General features: G+C 74.4%; 12 protein-coding genes. 10 read left to right on the top strand and 2 right to left on the bottom strand.

Annotation, left to right across the window (positions count from 1 at the left end; genetic code table 11):
* Positions 1 to 42 precede the first annotated feature (42 nt).
* The 4 genes from ahcY (at position 43) to JOF54_RS06230 (ending at position 8,336) form a co-directional block, all read left to right on the top strand.
* The gene (gene ahcY, locus JOF54_RS06245; RefSeq protein ID WP_210053956.1) at positions 43 to 1,479 is read left to right on the top strand and encodes an adenosylhomocysteinase; all 1,437 of its coding nucleotides are present in this window, start codon (positions 43 to 45) and stop codon (positions 1,477 to 1,479) included.
* Between the two features lie 88 nt (positions 1,480 to 1,567).
* Positions 1,568 to 4,861: a transglutaminase family protein gene (locus JOF54_RS06240; RefSeq protein ID WP_210053954.1), complete on the top strand. Its 3,294-nt coding sequence runs from the start codon at positions 1,568 to 1,570 to the stop codon at positions 4,859 to 4,861.
* Positions 4,858 to 7,452 (top strand): circularly permuted type 2 ATP-grasp protein, encoded by a 2,595-nt coding sequence (locus JOF54_RS06235; protein WP_210053952.1) that lies wholly within the window; start codon positions 4,858 to 4,860, stop codon positions 7,450 to 7,452. Before JOF54_RS06240 ends, JOF54_RS06235 begins: the two co-directional genes overlap by 4 nt.
* Positions 7,449 to 8,336: a transglutaminase family protein gene (locus JOF54_RS06230; protein ID WP_210053950.1), complete on the top strand. Its 888-nt coding sequence runs from the start codon at positions 7,449 to 7,451 to the stop codon at positions 8,334 to 8,336. The genes JOF54_RS06235 and JOF54_RS06230 overlap by 4 nt, the downstream gene beginning before the upstream one ends.
* Before the next feature lie 16 nt (positions 8,337 to 8,352).
* Here JOF54_RS06230 and JOF54_RS21805 read toward each other — a convergent pair whose 3' ends face one another.
* Both JOF54_RS21805 and JOF54_RS06220 read right to left on the bottom strand, forming a co-directional pair.
* Positions 8,353 to 9,240, bottom strand: a complete 888-nt coding sequence (locus tag JOF54_RS21805) for a PDDEXK-like endonuclease domain-containing protein (protein ID WP_210053948.1) — start codon at positions 9,238 to 9,240, stop codon at positions 8,353 to 8,355.
* Positions 9,241 to 9,331: 91 nt separating this feature from the next.
* A complete protein-coding gene (locus tag JOF54_RS06220; protein WP_210053946.1) occupies positions 9,332 to 9,604 on the bottom strand; it encodes a DUF3039 domain-containing protein in 273 nt (90 codons plus the stop codon).
* A gap of 74 nt (positions 9,605 to 9,678) precedes the next feature.
* On the opposite strand from JOF54_RS06220, the gene JOF54_RS06215 reads away from it, so the two are divergent.
* The 6 genes from JOF54_RS06215 (at position 9,679) to JOF54_RS06190 (ending at position 16,970) form a co-directional block, all read left to right on the top strand.
* Entirely contained in the window at positions 9,679 to 11,103 is a 1,425-nt protein-coding gene (locus JOF54_RS06215) for an MFS transporter (RefSeq protein ID WP_210053944.1), read from the top strand.
* 62 nt (positions 11,104 to 11,165) lie between these two features.
* Entirely contained in the window at positions 11,166 to 12,947 is a 1,782-nt protein-coding gene (locus tag JOF54_RS06210; RefSeq protein ID WP_210053942.1) for a DEAD/DEAH box helicase, read from the top strand.
* A 137-nt stretch (positions 12,948 to 13,084) separates the two neighbouring features.
* Entirely contained in the window at positions 13,085 to 14,398 is a 1,314-nt protein-coding gene (locus tag JOF54_RS06205) for a UDP-glucose dehydrogenase family protein (protein WP_210053940.1), read from the top strand.
* A gap of 133 nt (positions 14,399 to 14,531) precedes the next feature.
* The gene (locus tag JOF54_RS06200; protein ID WP_210053938.1) at positions 14,532 to 15,086 is read left to right on the top strand and encodes a hypothetical protein; all 555 of its coding nucleotides are present in this window, start codon (positions 14,532 to 14,534) and stop codon (positions 15,084 to 15,086) included.
* A gap of 148 nt (positions 15,087 to 15,234) precedes the next feature.
* Complete coding sequence (locus JOF54_RS06195; RefSeq protein ID WP_210053935.1) at positions 15,235 to 16,218, top strand: YsnF/AvaK domain-containing protein; 984 nt, start codon at positions 15,235 to 15,237, stop codon at positions 16,216 to 16,218.
* A gap of 134 nt (positions 16,219 to 16,352) precedes the next feature.
* Positions 16,353 to 16,970: a hypothetical protein gene (locus JOF54_RS06190; RefSeq protein ID WP_210053933.1), complete on the top strand. Its 618-nt coding sequence runs from the start codon at positions 16,353 to 16,355 to the stop codon at positions 16,968 to 16,970.
* Positions 16,971 to 17,005 lie beyond the last annotated feature (35 nt).

Raw genomic sequence — 17,005 nt, 5'->3', positions numbered from 1 at the left:
CACAGGAGGACGCTGTCGGCGGGAGCCCCTACGCTGGGCCCCATGGACTACCGCGTCGCAGATCTGACCCTGGCCGACTTCGGCCGCCTCGAGATCAAGCTCGCCGAGCACGAGATGCCGGGTCTGATGGCCATGCGCGAGCAGTTCGGGGAGTCGAAGCCGCTCACCGGCGCCCGGATCGCCGGGTCGATCCACATGACGACCCAGACCGCCGTGCTGATCGAGACCCTCGTCGCCCTGGGCGCGGAGGTCCGCTGGGCCAGCTGCAACATCTTCTCCACCCAGGACCAGGCCGCCGCGGCCGTCGTCGTCGGCGACGGCACGCCCGAGGCCCCGGCCGGCTCGCCCGTGTTCGCCTGGAAGGGCGAGACGCTGGAGGAGTACTGGGAGCAGACGCTGGAGATCCTGCGCTGGCCCGACGGCAAGCTGGCCAACATGATCCTCGACGACGGCGGGGACGCCACCCTGCTGGTGCACCGGGCGGTCGAGGCGGTCAAGACCGGCCAGGTCCCGCAGGCCGAGGACGACGACCCCGAGGAGCTGCACGTCATCATCGCGCTCATCAAGCGCACCCTCGAGGAGGACGTCGACTGGCTGGCCATCGGCAACGCCATCCAGGGCGTCACCGAGGAGACCACCACCGGCGTGCACCGGCTCTACGAGATGTTCCGCGGCGACCAGCTGCTGTTCCCGGCGATCAACGTCAACGACTCGGTGACCAAGTCCAAGTTCGACAACAAGTACGGCACCCGGCACTCGCTGATCGACGGCCTGAACCGGGCGACCGACGTCCTCATCGGCGGCAAGACCGTCCTCGTCTGCGGCTACGGCGACGTCGGCAAGGGCTGCGCCGAGGCGCTGCGCGGCCAGGGCGCCCGCGTCATCGTCACCGAGGTCGACCCGATCTGCGCGCTGCAGGCGGCCATGGACGGGTTCCAGGTCACCACCCTGGAGGAGGCGCTGCCGCTCGTCGACATCTTCGTCACCGCGACCGGCTGCCTCGGCGTCATCACCGCCGACCAGATGGGCCGGATGAAGAACCAGGCGATCGTGGCCAACATCGGCCACTTCGACAACGAGATCGACATGGCCGGGCTGGCCAAGCGCCCCGACGCCACCCGGGTCCGGATCAAGCCGCAGGTCGACCAGTGGGTCTTCGACGGCGGCACCGACGGCGAGCGCTCGGTCATCGTGCTCAGCGAGGGCCGGCTGATGAACCTCGGCAACGCCACCGGCCACCCCAGCTTCGTGATGAGCAACTCCTTCACCAACCAGGTGCTGGCCCAGATCGAGCTCTACACCAAGCCGCAGGAGTACCCGGTCGGGGTCTACACCCTGCCCAAGCACCTCGACGAGGCCGTGGCCCGGCTGCACCTCGACGCGCTGGGGGTCAAGCTCACCGAGCTGACCGACAAGCAGGCCGACTACCTCGGCGTGCCGACGACCGGGCCGTTCAAGTCCGACCAGTACCGCTACTGAGCCAGCCCGCAGGTCCCGGACGGGGCCGGACGCCGTCGTCCGGCCCTCGTCCCCGCCCGTGCCCGTCGAGCAGGTCAGGGAGTCGTCGATGAGCACCAAGGTCGCGCTGGAGCACCGCACCACCTACCGGTTCGACCGGAGCATCGGGATCGGCCCGCACGTGGTGCGGCTGCGGCCGGCACCGCACACGCGCACCCCGGTGAGCGCCTACTCGCTGACGGTCAGCCCGGCCGACCACTTCGTCAACTGGCAGCAGGACCCCTTCGGGAACCACCTCGCGCGGCTCGTCTTCCCGCACCCGGCCGACACCCTGGAGATCACCGTCGGGCTGGTCGCCGACCTCGGCGTCATCAACCCCTTCGACTTCTTCGTCGAGCCCTACGCCGGGACCTTCCCCTTCGCCTACGACGACCAGCTGGCCCGTGACCTGCAGCCCTACCTCGGCACGGCCGCGGCCGACCCGGTGCTGGCCGGCTGGCTGGACCGGGTGCGCAGCGGGCTCGAGGGCCGCTCGACGATCGACGTCCTGGTCGCCCTCAACAGCGCGGTGAACGGTGACGTCGCCTACTCGCTGCGGATGGAGGAGGGCGTCCAGACCCCGGCCGAGACCCTCACCCGGGCGGTCGGCAGCTGCCGCGACTCGGCCTGGCTGCTCGTCACCGCGCTGCGGCACCTCGGGCTCGCCGCCCGCTTCGTCTCGGGCTACCTCGTGCAGCTCGCGCCCGACGTGCCCGGCGCGGGCGGCCCCGCCGAGGACTTCACCGACCTGCACGCGTGGGCCGAGGTGTTCCTGCCCGGGGCCGGCTGGATCGGGCTGGACCCCACCTCGGCGCTGTTCGCCAGCGAGGGCCACATCCCGCTCGCCGCCACGCCCGAGCCGTCCTCGGCGGCGCCCGTCACCGGCGCCACCGACCCCAGCGAGACCACGTTCAGCTTCTCCAGCAGCATCACCCGGGTGCACGAGGACCTGCGGGTCACCCGGCCCTACACGCCCGCCCAGGTGGACGGGATCTCGCGGGTCGGCGCGCTCGTCGACGAGCGGCTGGCCGCCGCCGGGCTGGAGCTGACGATGGGCGGCGAGCCCACCTTCGTCGCGCTCGACCGGCCGAGCGCCCCGGAGTGGACGGTGACGGCCGACGGCGCCGACAAGCGGGAGCGGGCCGACCGGCTGGCCCTGCGGCTGGCCGAGCACTACGCCCGCGGCGGGCTCGTCCAGCGCAGCCAGGGCCGCTGGTACCCCGGCGAGGACCAGCCCCGCTGGGAGATCGGCCTGGTCTGGCGCGCGGACGGCGTGCCGCTGTGGGCCGACCCCGCCCTGCTGGCCGACCCGCAGCAGCGCACGGCCGGCGACGACGCCCCGGCCCGCGCCGCGGCGCTCGCCGCCCGGCTGGCGACCGAGGCCGGGCTCCCCGCGACGCAGGCGCAGCCCTGCTACGAGGACCCGCTCGCGGCGCTGGCCGCCGACCTGCGCCAGCCCGTCGGCCCGCGGCCCGGCCAGGACCCGCGGACGGCCTCCCCGGCGCTGGCCGCCGACCTCGACGCCGCCGCGACGGACCCCGCTGCCTGGGTGCTGCCGCTGGTCCCGTCCTGGTTCGGCGGCGCCTGGTCCAGCCCGGTCTGGCGGACCCGCCGCGACCGCGTCGTGCTGGTGCCGGGGGACTACCCGGCCGGCATGCGGCTGCCGTTGGACTCCCTCTCCTGGTCCGACCGCGAGGGTCCGGGCGAGGCGTCCTACGTCGCGCCCGACGACGTGCTGGCCGAGCCCGGCGAGGGGCTGCACGCCGTCGTCGCCGACCCCGACGAGGTGCCCGCCCGCACCGCGCTGGTCGTCGAGCCCAGGGACGGCTCGGTGCACGTCTTCCTGCCGCCGCTGGAGCAGCTCGAGCGCTTCGTCGAGCTGGTGCGGCTCGTCGAGCGGTGCGCCGCCGCGCTGGGCACCCCCGTCGTGCTGGAGGGCTACGGCCCGCCGCCGGACCCGCGGGTCCGCACCCTGGGCGTCACCCCCGACCCGGGCGTCATCGAGGTCAACCTGCACCCGACGGCCGGCTGGGCCGAGCTCGCCGAGGTGACCCGCACGGTGCACCGGCTGGCCGCCGAGCAGGGCCTCGGCACCGAGACCTTCGCCCTCGACGGCGGGCACCGCGGCACCGGGGGCGGCAACCACCTCACCCTCGGCGGCCCGACGCCGGCCCGCTCGCCGCTGCTGCGCCGGCCCGACCTGCTCGTCAGCATGCTCACCTTCTGGCAGCACCACCCGTCGCTGTCCTACCTGTTCTCGGGCCGCTTCGTCGGCGCCACCAGCCAGGCGCCGCGCGCCGACGAGGGCCGCCCCGACGCGACGTACGAGCTGGAGACCGCCTTCGCCGAGATCGCGGCGCTACCCGCCGACGACCTGCGGCCCTGGCGGGTCGACCGCTCGCTGCGGAACCTGCTCACCGACCTCACCGGCAACGCGCACCGGTCGGAGTTCTGCGTCGACAAGCTGTGGAGCCCCAACGCCACCCGCGGGCGGCTGGGGCTGCTGGAGCTGCGCGCGTTCGAGATGCCGCCGCACCCGGACATGGGGCTGGTCCAGGCGCTGCTGGTCCGCGCCCTGGTGGCCCGCTTCGCCAAGGAGCCCTACGCCGGCCCGCTGGTCCGCTGGGGCCCGGCGTTGCACGAGCGCTTCCTGCTGCCGCACTTCGCGCTGGCCGACGCCGCCGAGGTCGTGGCGGACCTGCGCGCGCACGGGCTGGACGTCGACCCGGCCTGGCTGACCCCCTTCGGCGAGTTCCGCTTCCCCCGGATCGGCGAGACCACCGTCAGCGCGGCCGACGGCAGCCCCGTCCGCGTGGAGCTGCGCCAGGCCATCGAGCCCTGGAACGTGCTGGGGGAGGAGGCCAGCTCCGGCGGCACCGCGCGCTACGTCGACTCCTCGACCGAGCGGGTCCAGGTCCTCGTCGACGGCTTCGTGCCCGAGCGCCAGGTGCTGACCTGCAACGGCCGGCCGGTGCCGCTGGCGCCGACCGGGACGAGCGGCCAGCACGTCGCCGGCATCCGCTACCAGGCGTGGACGCCGTGGTCGGCCCTGCACCCGACCCTGGAGGTCGACGCCCCGCTGCACCTCGACGTCGTCGACCGGGCGAACGGGGTCGCGCTGGGCGGCGTGACCTACCACGTCGTCCACCCGGGCGGCCGGTCCTACGCCCACCCGCCGGTGAACGCGGCCGAGGCCGAGGCCCGGCGCGCGCGGCGGTTCGAGCCCTCCGGGCACACGCCCGGACCGGTCGACGTCGCCGCCCTCGACGCCGAGGCCGGCGCCCGGGCGGCCCTGCCGCAGGAGCACCCGCTGACGCTGGACCTGCGCCGGCGCCCCGCCGCGAGCGGGGTGCGGTCCCGGTGACCGTGCTCGGCCGCTACCTCGCCACCGCGGGGCAGGGCGATGTGCTGACCCCCGAGCCCGGCTTCGACGAGCTCGCAGCGCCCGACGGCACCCCGCGCCGCGGGTGGCGCGGGCTGCTCGAGGGGCTGGACCGCTTCGTCGATGGCGACCTGGCCCACGCCCAGCGCGAGGTGGCCCGGCTGCTCGAGGACGACAACGTCACCTACACCCCCAGCCCGGGGTCGGCGGTGTCGGTGGTGGACGACCCGGCCCCCGTCGCGGCGACGGCGCTGGCCCAGCCGCGGCCCTGGCGCCTGGACCCGGTGCCGCTGGTGCTCGACGACCGCGAGTGGGCGGTGCTGGAGGCCGGCGTCGTCCAGCGCGCCGAGCTGCTCGACGCGGTGCTGGCCGACCTCTACGGCCCGCAGCGGCTGCTCGCCTCCGGCGACATCCCGGCCGCCGCCGTCCTCGACCACAGCGAGTACCTCCGGCCCGTGGTCGGGACCGAGGCGCTGGAGAGCCAGCGGCTGTTCCTCACCGCCGCCGACCTCGGCCGTGACGCCGCGGGGGACTGGAAGGTCCTCGCCGACCGCACGCAGGCGCCGTCCGGGGCCGGCTTCGCCATGCAGAACCGCCGGGTCGTCTCCCGGGTGATGCCCGAGCTGTACCACGCGGCGAACCTGCACCGGCTGACGCCGTTCTTCCAGGCGATGCGGACCGCGCTGGTCGAGTCGGCCCCGCCGACGGTGGAGGACCCGCGCGTCGTCGTGCTGAGCCCGGGACCGCACAGCGAGACCGCCTTCGACCAGGCCTTCGTCGCCTCCCTGCTCGGCTTCCCGCTGGTCGAGGGCAGCGACCTCACCGTCCGCGACGGCCGGGTCTGGCTGCGCGGCCTGGGCCGGCGCGAGCAGGTCGACGTCATCCTGCGCCGCGTCGACTCGGTGTGGACCGACCCGCTGGAGCTGCGCCCGGGCTCGCGGCTCGGCGTCAGCGGACTGCTGGAGTGCGTGCGGCAGGGCAGCGTCAGCGTCGTCAACACCCTCGGCTCTGGGATCCTCGAGAACCCGGCGCTGCTGCCCTTCCTGCCCCGGCTCAGCGAGCGGCTGCTGGGGCAGCCGCTGCGGCTGCCCTCGGTCGACACCTGGTGGTGCGGCGACCCGGCCGGCCGTTCCCACGTGCTGGCGCACCTCGACGAGCTCGTCGTCCGCCCGATCACCCGCGACGCCGGCCGCAGCGTCCTCGGCTCCGCGCTCACCGCCGCGCAGCGCGAGACGCTGCGGGCCCGGATCGACGCCGCCCCGCACCGCTTCGTCGGCCAGGAGGTGCTGCCGCTGTCCTCGGCGCCGACGACGGTGGCCGAGCGGCTGGTGCCGCGCGACGTCGTGCTGCGCTCCTTCGTCGTCCGCAGCGGGACCTCCTACACCCCGATGCTCGGCGGCCTGGCCCGGGTGGCCGACCAGGCCGGCGACCGGCACGGCCCGCTGGTCACCGCGCCCGACGGCGGGCTGGCCAAGGACGTGTGGGTGGTCAGCAGCGAGCCCGTCGTGGCCAGCCGCGTGGTCGTGCCGCGCCGGGCCGTCCCGCACACCCGGCACCCGAGCGCGCCGGCCGCGATGGTGCCGCGCGTGCTCAGCGACCTCTTCTGGTTCGGCCGCTACGCCGAGCGCGCGGAGGACCTGCTCCGCCTGGTGCTGGCCACCCGGACCCTGGCCATCGAGACCGACCTCGACACCACCCACGGGCGGGCGCTCGAGGTGCTGCTGCAGGCCGTCACCCACGTCAGCACGGCCTACCCGGGGTTCCTCGGCCGGGCCGAGCTGATGCCCGAGCTGCGGGCGATGCTGCTGGACCGGCACCGCTCCGGGACGGCGGCCCAGGCGCTGGCCTCGTTGTCGATGGCGGCCCAGGGCGTCCGCGACCAGCTGTCCGAGGACGTCTGGATGGTGCTCGCGGAGGTGGACCGGGCGCTGGCCGCCCTCGCCGCCAACCCCCACGACCAGGGGCTGCAGCTGGTCGACGTCAGCGAGCGGGTGCTGTCGGGGCTGCTGGCCCTGGCCGGCATCATCAGCGAGAACATGGTCCGCGACCCGGGCTGGTTCATGCTCGACGCCGGCCGCGGGATCGAGCGGGCGCTGCAGGTCGTCGCCCTGCTGCGGGTGACGGTGGTGCGCGAGCGCGCAGCCGACACCGACCGGATGGTGGCCGAGGCGGTGCTGACGGCCTCGGAGTCGATCGTCACCTACCGGCGGCGCTACCGCGGGCGCTCCGGGCCCGAGGCCCTGGTCGAGCTGCTGGTCGTCGACCAGCACAACCCGCGCTCGGTGGCCTACCAGCTGGCCCGGGTGCTCGCCGACCTGCAGGCGCTGCCGACCACCTCGCCGACCGCCCGGCCGCTGCGGCTGCTGGAGACGCTCGTCGAGACGGTCCGGACGGCCGACCCGGACGCCCTCGTCGCCGCCGACGGCGACCGCCGGCCGGGCCTGGAGCGGTTCCTCGCCGAGCTGCACGACCAGCTCCGCGACCTCTCCGACGCCGTCCGCACCCAGTACCAGCAGCAGCCGCCCACCCAGCAGCCGCTCTCGGACACCTCGAGCTGGGGAGGGACCCCGTGAGGACCTACCGGATCCAGCACAGCACCACCTACACCTACGAGGCCGACGTCACCGCCAGCTACGGCCAGTTCCACCTGCGCCCGCGCGACCTCGGCTGGCAGCGCTGCCTCAGCCACGAGATCACGGTCGCGCCCGGGGCGGACGACCTGTTCGTCCACGACGACCTCTACGGCAACGCGAAGTCCTACTTCCACGTGACGCAGCCGCACCGCGAGCTCGTGGTCACCGCCGTCAGCCACGTCGAGGTGGGCGTCGGGCGCCCGGACGAGGAGCACCTCGCCGTGCCCTGGGAGCAGGCCCGGCCCGCCGTCCGGCCCGAGCAGCCGGACGCCTGGTCGGCCACCGACTTCACCTTCCCCTCGCCCTACGTCGAGGTGCCGCCCGGCGTCGAGGAGTACACCCGGCAGTCGTTCACCCCGGGCCGGCCGCTGGGGGAGGCCGCGGTCGAGCTCATGCACCGCGTGCACGACGACTTCACCTACAAGTTCGGCTCCACCTCGGTGGGCACGACGGTGAGCACCCTGCTGGAGCGCCGGACCGGCGTCTGCCAGGACTTCTCCCACGTCATGCTGTCCGGCCTCCGCTCGCTGGGGCTGGCCGGCCGCTACGTCAGCGGCTACCTGGCCACCCGTCCGCCGCCGGGGAAGCCCCGGCTGGTGGGCGCCGACGCCAGCCACGCCTGGGTGGGCTGCTGGGTGCCGGGCGGCGGCTGGCTCTACCTCGACCCGACCAACGCCAAGGTGATCGACGAGTCCCACGCCACGGTGGCCTACGGCCGCGACTACGGCGACGTCCTGCCGGTCAAGGGCGTCATCTTCACCGAGTCGAAGTCCTCGACGATGAAGGTCTCGGTGGACATGGCCCCCCTGGATCTGCAGACGTAGTGACGTCAGGACGGCCTCAGAGCCGTCCGGTGCGCCACTGCGTCTGCAGAACCAGGGCGGCGCGGACCTCCTGCACGAACTCCTCGGGGTGGTCGCGCAGCATCGCCCAGGTGAAGCGGAGCACGCGCCAGCCGGCGCGCACGAGCGCGTTCTGCCGCCAGCGGTCGGACTCGAAGAGCGAGTCGTCGTCCTCGTGCAGCCGGCCGTCGATCTCGACGGCGAGCCGGGCGCCGCGGAAGGCGATGTCCAGGTAGTAGGTCCGCCCGGAGACGACGACGGGGAGGTTGGACCGCCACCCCGTCACGCCGGCCGCCCGCAGGAGCCGGTGCGCGCGACGTTCCGCCTCCGACCAGGGCTCGTCGCGGGAGTCGAGCAGCACCCGGGCGCGCTCCGCGTTGCCCGCGCGGTGCCGGGTCAGCCGGAGCGCCTCGTGCATCCCGGCCAGCGTGGCCGACCGGGTCCGCAGGGCGAGGTCCACCGCCTCGGCGCACGCCTCCGTCGCGAGCTCGACCGCCGTCAGCGCCGGGTCGGTCCAGCGCAGCCCGCCCCGCTCGACGACGAGCTCCGGCGGGATGCGGCGGCGCTGCCAGCGGTACCCGGGCTGGGGCCGCAGGCCGACCGGCAGCGCGGCCTCCACCACGGGCAGCGGGGCGGTGGGCCAGAAACCCAGGCGCGCGGCCGCGCCTCCGACGAGCACCGCGTCCGGGTGGGTGACGCAGACGGCGCGGAGGCGGACGGCCGGCTCACCGGCCTGCTCCGCGAGCGCGTAGGTGCCGGGGAGCAGGGGCACCAGCCGCCCCGACCGCAGCTGCCAGTCCAGGGCAGCGCGGTGCTCGGCCAGCTCCTGACGACGGAGGACCCCGCCGCCCGCGACCAGCGCCCGCCCGAGCTCCGCCTCGTCCACACCGGGAGGATCCGGACGTCAGCGGGCGGCAGGACGCCCCGAGGGTCGCCTGTGCAGGAGACCCGAGCGGGTCAGGCCCCTGTGGAGGAGCTCAGTCCTCGTCGTCCCCGCCCTCGGACATCCCGGCCCAGATCTCCTGGCACTCGGGGCAGACGGGGAAGCGCTCGGGGTCGCGGCTGGGGACCCACACCTTGCCGCAGAGCGCGACGACGGGGGTGCCCAGCACCATGGCCTCGGTGAGCTTCTCCTTGGGCACGTAGTGCGAGAAGCGCTCGTGGTCACCCTCCTCGAGACGCAGGTCTTCACGCTCGGCGACGCGCTCGTCGACGATCGTCTCGGCTCCCGGGCTCAGCTGCTGGCTCACGCGGTCAGTGTAGACAGCACGGCCACGGGGTGGAGGATTCTGCCGGGCTGGTGCGGGGGTGGTGGACTGGGCCGGTGAGCACCCCCGGCACCCAGGGCACCGACGCCGGACCGACGTCCCCGGGAGCCCCGCCCGCACCTCCGGTGTCCCAGCGCCGGCTCGTCGTCGGGGTCTGCGCGACCATCGTCGCCGTCGCCTTCGAGTCCATCGCCGTGGCCACCGCGATGCCGGTCGCTGCCCGCGACCTCGACGGCTTCGCCTACTACGCCTGGTCCTTCTCGGTCTTCGTCATCGGGATGCTGTTCTCCACCGTGGTCGGCGGCCGCCTGGGGGACCGGATCGGCCCGGCCCGGCCGCTGCTGGTGGGCATCGTCGTCTTCGCCCTCGGCCTGGTGCTGGCCGGCTCCGCCACGACGATGGGCCAGCTCATCGCCGGCCGCTTCGTGCAGGGGCTCGGCGGTGGCGTCCTCAACGTCTCGATCTTCGTCTGCGTCGCCCAGGTGTTCGCGCCGCAGGACCGGCCGCGGATGTTCAGCTACATCTCCACCGCCTGGGTGCTGCCGGCCTTCGTCGGCCCGCCCGTCTCGGCCTGGCTGACCCACCGGCTCAGCTGGCACTGGGTGTTCTTCGCCGTCCTGCCGCTGGTCGCCCTCGGCGGCGCCCTCGTGCTGCCGACGATGCTCCGGCTGATGCGCTCCTTCGTGCCCAGCGAGCCGGAACCGGGGGCCCGGCCACCCGCGCCGATCTGGGCGGCCGTCGTCGTCTCGCTCGCCGCGGCCGCGCTGCAGCTGGCCGGGCAGCGGCTCGACGTCGTCGCGCTCGTGCTGCTCGTCGCCGGCCTCGCCGGGCTGGCGGTGGGCCTGCCCCGGCTGATGCCGCCCGGCTTCCTGCGCTTCCGTCGGGGGATCTCCCCGGTCATCGTGGTCCGCGGCCTGCTGCCCGGCGCCTTCTTCGGCGGCGAGGCCTTCATCCCGCTGATGCTCGTCGAGCAGCGCGGCGTCGCCCTGGTCCTGGCCGGGGCCACCCTCACCGTGGGTGCCGTCGGCTGGACGACCGGCTCCTGGATCCAGTCCCGGCCCTGGCTGCGGCTGCGCCGCGACCGGCTCATCACCGTCGGCTGCTGCTCGGTCGCGCTGGGCCTCGCCTCGGTCGGCACCCTGGCCTTCCTGCCGGGCGTGCCGTTCTGGCTCGCCGGCGTCGGCTGGGTCTTCGCCGGCTTCGGCATGGGCCTCTCGGTCTCCAGCACCTCGCTGGCGGTGATGACCCTGTCGTCGGAGGCCGAGCAGGGCCGCAACGCCTCCTCGCTGAACCTCTTCGACGCCCTCGGCTCCAGCGTCTTCGTCGGCATCGCCGGCTCGCTGTTCAACGCGCTGCGACCCGGCGGCGACCTGCCGCTGACCTTCGGCGTCCTGCTGCTCTCGATGATGGTGATCGCGGTGCTCGCCGCCCTGGCCAGCCTGCGGATCGGGGTCGTCCGCAACGAGTTCGCGCCCCGCTGAGAGCCCGCCGGCCCCCGCGCGGGGTGCGGTCCGGACCGGTCCGGGGTCCTAGACTCTGGGGAATGTCTGCCCAGCCCGACCCCGCGTCCGCCGCGGGTGCTGCCGCAGCCATCGCCGCCTCCGGGCTGCCTCCCGCGTTCCCCGCCCGGGCCGCCTGGGGCACCGCCAAGAGCCTCCGGGCCTGGCAGGCGGCGGCGCTGCAGCGGTACTTCGACGAGACCCCCCGCGACTTCCTGGCCGTCGCCACGCCCGGCGCCGGCAAGACCTCGTTCGCGCTCACGCTGGCGCAGAACCTGCTGGCCCGGCGCCAGATCGACCGCATCATCATCGTCGCGCCGACCGAGCACCTGAAGACCCAGTGGGCCGAGGCCGCACACCGCATCAACCTGGCCATCGACCCGAACTTCGGCGTCAAGCAGGGCCGGACCAGCCGCGACTACCAGGGCATCGCCCTGACCTACGCCGGCGTCGCGGTGAACCCGCTGGCCCTGCGGATCCGGACCGAGGGCTTCAAGACCCTCGTCATCCTCGACGAGGTGCACCACGCGGGCGACGCGCTCAGCTGGGGCGAGGCGGTCCGCGAGGCCTTCGAGCCGGCCACCCGCCGGCTGATGCTCACCGGCACCCCGTTCCGCTCCGACACCAACCCCATCCCGTTCGTCCGCTACGAGGCCGACGGCGCCGGCGTGCTGCGGTCCAAGGCCGACTACGCCTACGGCTACGGCGAGGCGCTGGCCGACGGCATCGTCCGGCCCGTGCTCTTCATGGCCTACTCCGGTGACCTGCACTGGCGGACCAGCGCCGGCGACGAGATCTCGGCCCGGCTGGGCGGCCCGCTCACCAAGGACCTCGCCAGCCAGGCCCTGCGCACGGCCCTGGACCCGCAGGGCTCCTGGATCCCGGCCGTGCTCAAGGCCGCCGACACCCGGCTCAGCGAGATCCGGGCCCACGTCCCCGACGCCGGCGGCCTCGTCATCGCCACCGACCAGACGGCGGCCCGGGCCTACGCCGGGCTGCTCAAGGCCATCACCGGCCGCGCGCCGACGCTGGTGCTCAGCGACGAGCCGCAGTCGAGCAAGAAGATCACCACCTTCGCCGAGGGCGACGCCCGGTGGATGGTGGCGGTCCGGATGGTCTCCGAGGGCGTCGACGTGCCGCGGCTGGCCGTCGGGGTCTACGCCACGTCGACGTCGACACCGCTGTTCTTCGCCCAGGCCGTCGGCCGCTTCGTCCGCGCCCGCAGCAAGGGGGAGTCGGCGTCGGTCTTCGTGCCCAGCGTGCCGAACCTGCTGCTGTTCGCCTCCGAGATGGAGAAGGAGCGCGACCACGTCCTGCGGGCCCCGAAGGAGGTCGACGAGGCCGACCTGCTGGTGGAGGCCGAGCGGACCGAGAGCGAGCGCGACCTGCCGGAGGGGGAGTTCACCGCCCTGGGCAGCGAGGCCGACTTCGACCGGGTCGTCTTCGACGGCGCCGACTTCGGCCTCACCACCCAGTCGGGCAGCGACGAGGAGGCGGACTACCTCGGCCTCCCCGGCCTGCTGGAGCCCGACCAGGTGAAGGACCTGCTCCGCCGCCACCAGGCGAACCACCTCTCGCGCAGCCCCCGCGACGCCGCGCCGGCGCCGACCGTCAGCACCCACGAGGAGCTGCGGGCGCTGCGCAAGGAGCTCAACGGCCTGGTCGCCGCCTGGCACCACCGCACCGACCTGCCGCACGGCGTCGTGCACGCCCAGCTGCGCACCGAGTGCGGCGGTCCGCCCACCGCGATCGCCAGCGCCGAGCAGCTGCAGGAGCGCATCGACCGCCTCCGGGAGTGGGCCGTCACGGGGCGCCGGCCGGGCTGACGGCTGCCCGCGGCCGGACCGGCCGCTCCGGGCCGTCGGGTAGTTTGTGCCGTCCCGGCCGCCGCGCCGGGCGTGCGAGGGCCCTGCCACGCGATCCCGCTCCCGCTCCCGCTCGTCGGACCACCCCGAAGGATCCCGTGAAGATCTCCGTCATCGGCTGCGGCTACCTCGGGGCCGTGCACGCCGCCTCCATGGCCCAGCTGGGGCACGACGTGGTGGGCGTGGACGTGGACGTCGCCAAGGTCGAGGCCCTCGCCTCCGGGTCCGCGCCGATCTTCGAGCCGGGCCTGGAGGACCTGCTCCGCGCGGGCGCGGCGTCGGGCCGGCTGGCGTTCTCCACCGACGCCGCCGCCGTCCGCGGAGCCCGGGTGCACTTCGTCGCCGTCGGCACGCCGCAGCGCCGCGGCGAGAATGCGGCCGACCTCACCTACGTGGACGCCGCCGTCGAGGGCCTGCTGCCGCACCTGCGGCCGGGCGACCTCGTCGTCGGCAAGTCGACCGTCCCGGTCGGCACCGCGGCCCGGCTGCAGGCCCGGCTGGACGAGGCGGGCTCGGGCGCCACCCTGGCCTGGAACCCCGAGTTCCTCCGCGAGGGCTTCGCGGTGCAGGACACGATCAGCCCGGACCGGCTGGTCTACGGCGTGCCGCCCGGTCGACGGGGGGAGGAGGCCCGCGCGCTGCTCGACGAGGTCTACGCCGACGCGATCGGCCGGGACACCCCGCTGATCGTCACCGACTTCGCGACCGCCGAGCTGGTCAAGGTCGCCGCCAACGCCTTCCTGGCCACGAAGATCTCCTTCATCAACGCGATGGCCGAGATCGCGGACGCGGCCGGCGGCGACGTCACCGCCCTCGCCGACGCGATCGGCCACGACGCCCGTATCGGGCGACGCTTCCTCAACGCCGGCATCGGCTTCGGCGGTGGCTGCCTGCCCAAGGACATCCGGGCCTTCGCGGCCCGGGCCGAGGAGCTGGGGCGGGGGGAGTCGACCGCCTTCCTCAAGGAGGTCGACGCGATCAACCTGCGCCGGCGCCAGCAGATGGTCGACATGGTCGTCGAGTCCCTGGGCGGGGTGGTCTACCAGAAGAAGGTCGCCGTGCTGGGGCTGGCCTTCAAGCCCGAGTCCGACGACGTCCGCGACTCCCCGGCGCTCGACGTCGCCGTCCGCCTCAACGGCCTGGGCGCGCACGTGGTCGCGACCGACCCGGCCGCCATCCCCAACTCGCTGCGGATGCACCCCCAGCTGGGCTTCGCCACCGACACCCTCGACGCGCTGCGGGGGGCCGACGCGGTCGTGCTCGTCACCGAGTGGCCGGAGTACCGCGCCCTCGACCCGGTCGCCGTGGGCGGGCTGGTGTCGGCGAAGCTGGTGCTCGACGGCCGCAACGTCCTCGACGCCGGGGCCTGGCGCGCCGCCGGCTGGACCTACCGGGGGATGGGCCGGCCCTGACGGCACGGCCGGGCGCGCCACGTACGGGCCCGGCGGCGATCTGGATGCGTGAGCCTTCCCACGGGCCCCCGCCGTGTGAGGCCCGGAGGCGCGGGGTAGTCATGGAGGTCCGCACCAAGTCTCGAGGAGCTCCATGAAGACCAATGTCATCTCCCGCTCGCTGCACGACGTCGGCCTGTCGGCCTGGTTCGGCGGGACCCTCGCCAACGCGGTGGCCCTGAACCGCGCCGCCTCGGCCGCCAGCGACGCCCGCTCGACCGGCGCCGTCTCCAACGCCGGCTGGGACGCCTGGACCCCGGTCAACGCCGTCGCCATCGGCGCCCACCTCGTCGGCTCCGTCGGCCAGCTGCTCGGCAACCGCCAGCGGATCGCCGGCCAGCAGGGCGTCGGCACGATGTCGGTCGTCAAGACCGTCGTGACCGTCGCCGCGCTCGGCGCCACCGGCTACAGCCGGGTGCTGGGCCGCAAGGTCTCCGACCACGGCGCCGTGCCCGCCGCCTCCGGCACCGAGCCGGCCGCCAGCACCCCGCCCGAGGTCGCGAAGGCCCAGGAGCAGCTCCAGACGCTGCAGTGGGTCATCCCGGCCCTCACCGGCGCCCTGCTGGTCATCAGCAGCTTCGCCGGCGAGCAGCAGCGCCCCACCTCGGTCCTCTCGGGCGTGACCGACCGCCTGGGCATCGGCCGCTGACCCAGCGCCAGAGGGACGACCAGGGACCGTGCGGGAAGCTCCGCGCGGTCCCTGTTTGGCTCCACGGCCCGGGGGTACAGCAGTGACGGGACGGCGTTTACACCGTAAACACCGGTGACCGCGAGGTCGTCCCAGAAGGAGCACCATCGTGAGCCTGACCACTGACCAAGCACGCACGCTCGCCGGTTCCGGCGGGAACGTCGTCTCCACCGACGGCGGCAAGATCGGGGGCATCGGTCAGATCTACCTGGACGACGCGACCGGCGACCCCACCTGGGTGACCGCCAAGACCGGTCTGTTCGGCACCAAGGAGTCCTTCGTCCCGCTCGAGGGCGCCCGCGTCGACGGCGACGACGTCGTCGTCGGGTACGACAAGTCCAAGGTCACCGACGCCCCGCGCGTCGACCCCGACGGCAACCTGTCGCCCGAGGAGGAGGACCAGCTCTACGCCTACTACGGCCTGGGCAGCGGCTCCACCGGCGCCGGCTACGCCGACTCCACCTCCGGCACCCAGAGCGGCACCGGCACCGAGACCGGCATCGCGAGCGGCTACGTCGAGAACGCCTCCGACGCCGACTACTCCGAGACCGCGACCACCGGCGGCACCGGCGCCGGGACCGGCTTCGCCGCCGGCACCGGGACCACCACCGGCACCGACCGCGACGACGACCTCGGCACCACCACGGCCACCGACCGCGACCTCGACGACGACCGCACCCGCGGCGCCGTCGGGCACGACACCTCGGGCCCGACGACCGACGAGGCCATGACCCGCTCCGAGGAGCAGGTCACCGTGGGCACCACCCAGCGGGAGACCGGTCGCGCGCGGCTGCGCAAGTACGTCGTGACCGAGAACGTCACCCAGACCGTGCCGGTGAGCCACGAGGAGGTGCGGCTCGAGCGCGAGCCCATCACCGAGGGCAACCGCGGTGAGGCCTACGACGGCCCCGCCATCAGCGAGGAGGAGCACGAGGTCGTCCTCCACGCCGAGCAGCCGGTCGTGCAGAAGGAGGCCGTCCCGGTCGAGCGCGTGCGCCTCGACAAGGAGACGGTCACCGACACCGAGACGGTGTCGGAGGACGTCCGCAAGGAGCAGATCGAGCTCGAGGACGACGGCGACACGAAGCGCTGACCCCGGTCGTGTGAACCGGAGAACCTGCCGCCGCTCCCCTAGTGTGGGGAGCGGCGGCAGTCCCACGTCCGGGGCGCGGCCGAGCGGCCCGGCCCCGGCGGCACAGCCCCGCACGGACCACGAGGAGAAACACCATGAGCAGCGCAGTCAACCCCAGCACCGGCGACCGGCGCCCCGGCCCGACCGGCGGCGCGTCGAACCACCAGGAGCTGGTCGCCCGCCAGAAGGAGCAGTTCGGCGGCATGAAGTTCGGCTGCTCGTTCTTCGGCTGGCTCACCGCCACCGGGACGGCGGTCCTGCTCACCGCGCTGCTGGCCGCGATCGGTGCGGCGCTCGGCTACAAGGGCGTCCTCGGCACCCAGCCGGCCGACAGCGAGATCCGCACCATCGGCCTGGTCAGCGGCATCATCCTGCTGGTCGTCGTGCTGGTGGCCTACTTCGCCGGCGGCTACGTGGCCGCCCGGATGGCCCGGTTCAGCGGCGTCAAGCAGGGCCTCGGCGTGTGGCTGTGGGCCGTGATCTTCACCATCGTCGTCGGGGTGCTCGGCTTCGTCGCCGGCAACCAGGTCGACCTGATGAGCCGGGCCAACGGGCTGCCCCGGCTGCCCGTGAACAGCGACGCCCTCGCCGGCGGCGGGATCATCACCGTCGCCGCGATCGTCCTGATCAGCCTCGTCGGCGCCCTGCTGGGCGGCCTGGCGGGCATGCGGTACCACCGCCGCGTCGACCGGGCGGGCTTCGACGAGGCCTGAGCACCACCCCACGACGCGGCCGGCGCCGGTGGTCC

It is taken from the genome of Microlunatus capsulatus, assembly GCF_017876495.1.
GTDB lineage: Bacteria > Actinomycetota > Actinomycetes > Propionibacteriales > Propionibacteriaceae > Microlunatus > Microlunatus capsulatus.
The sequence above is the reverse complement of the archived record's forward strand: the minus strand, read 5'-3'. Positions and strand labels throughout refer to the sequence as shown.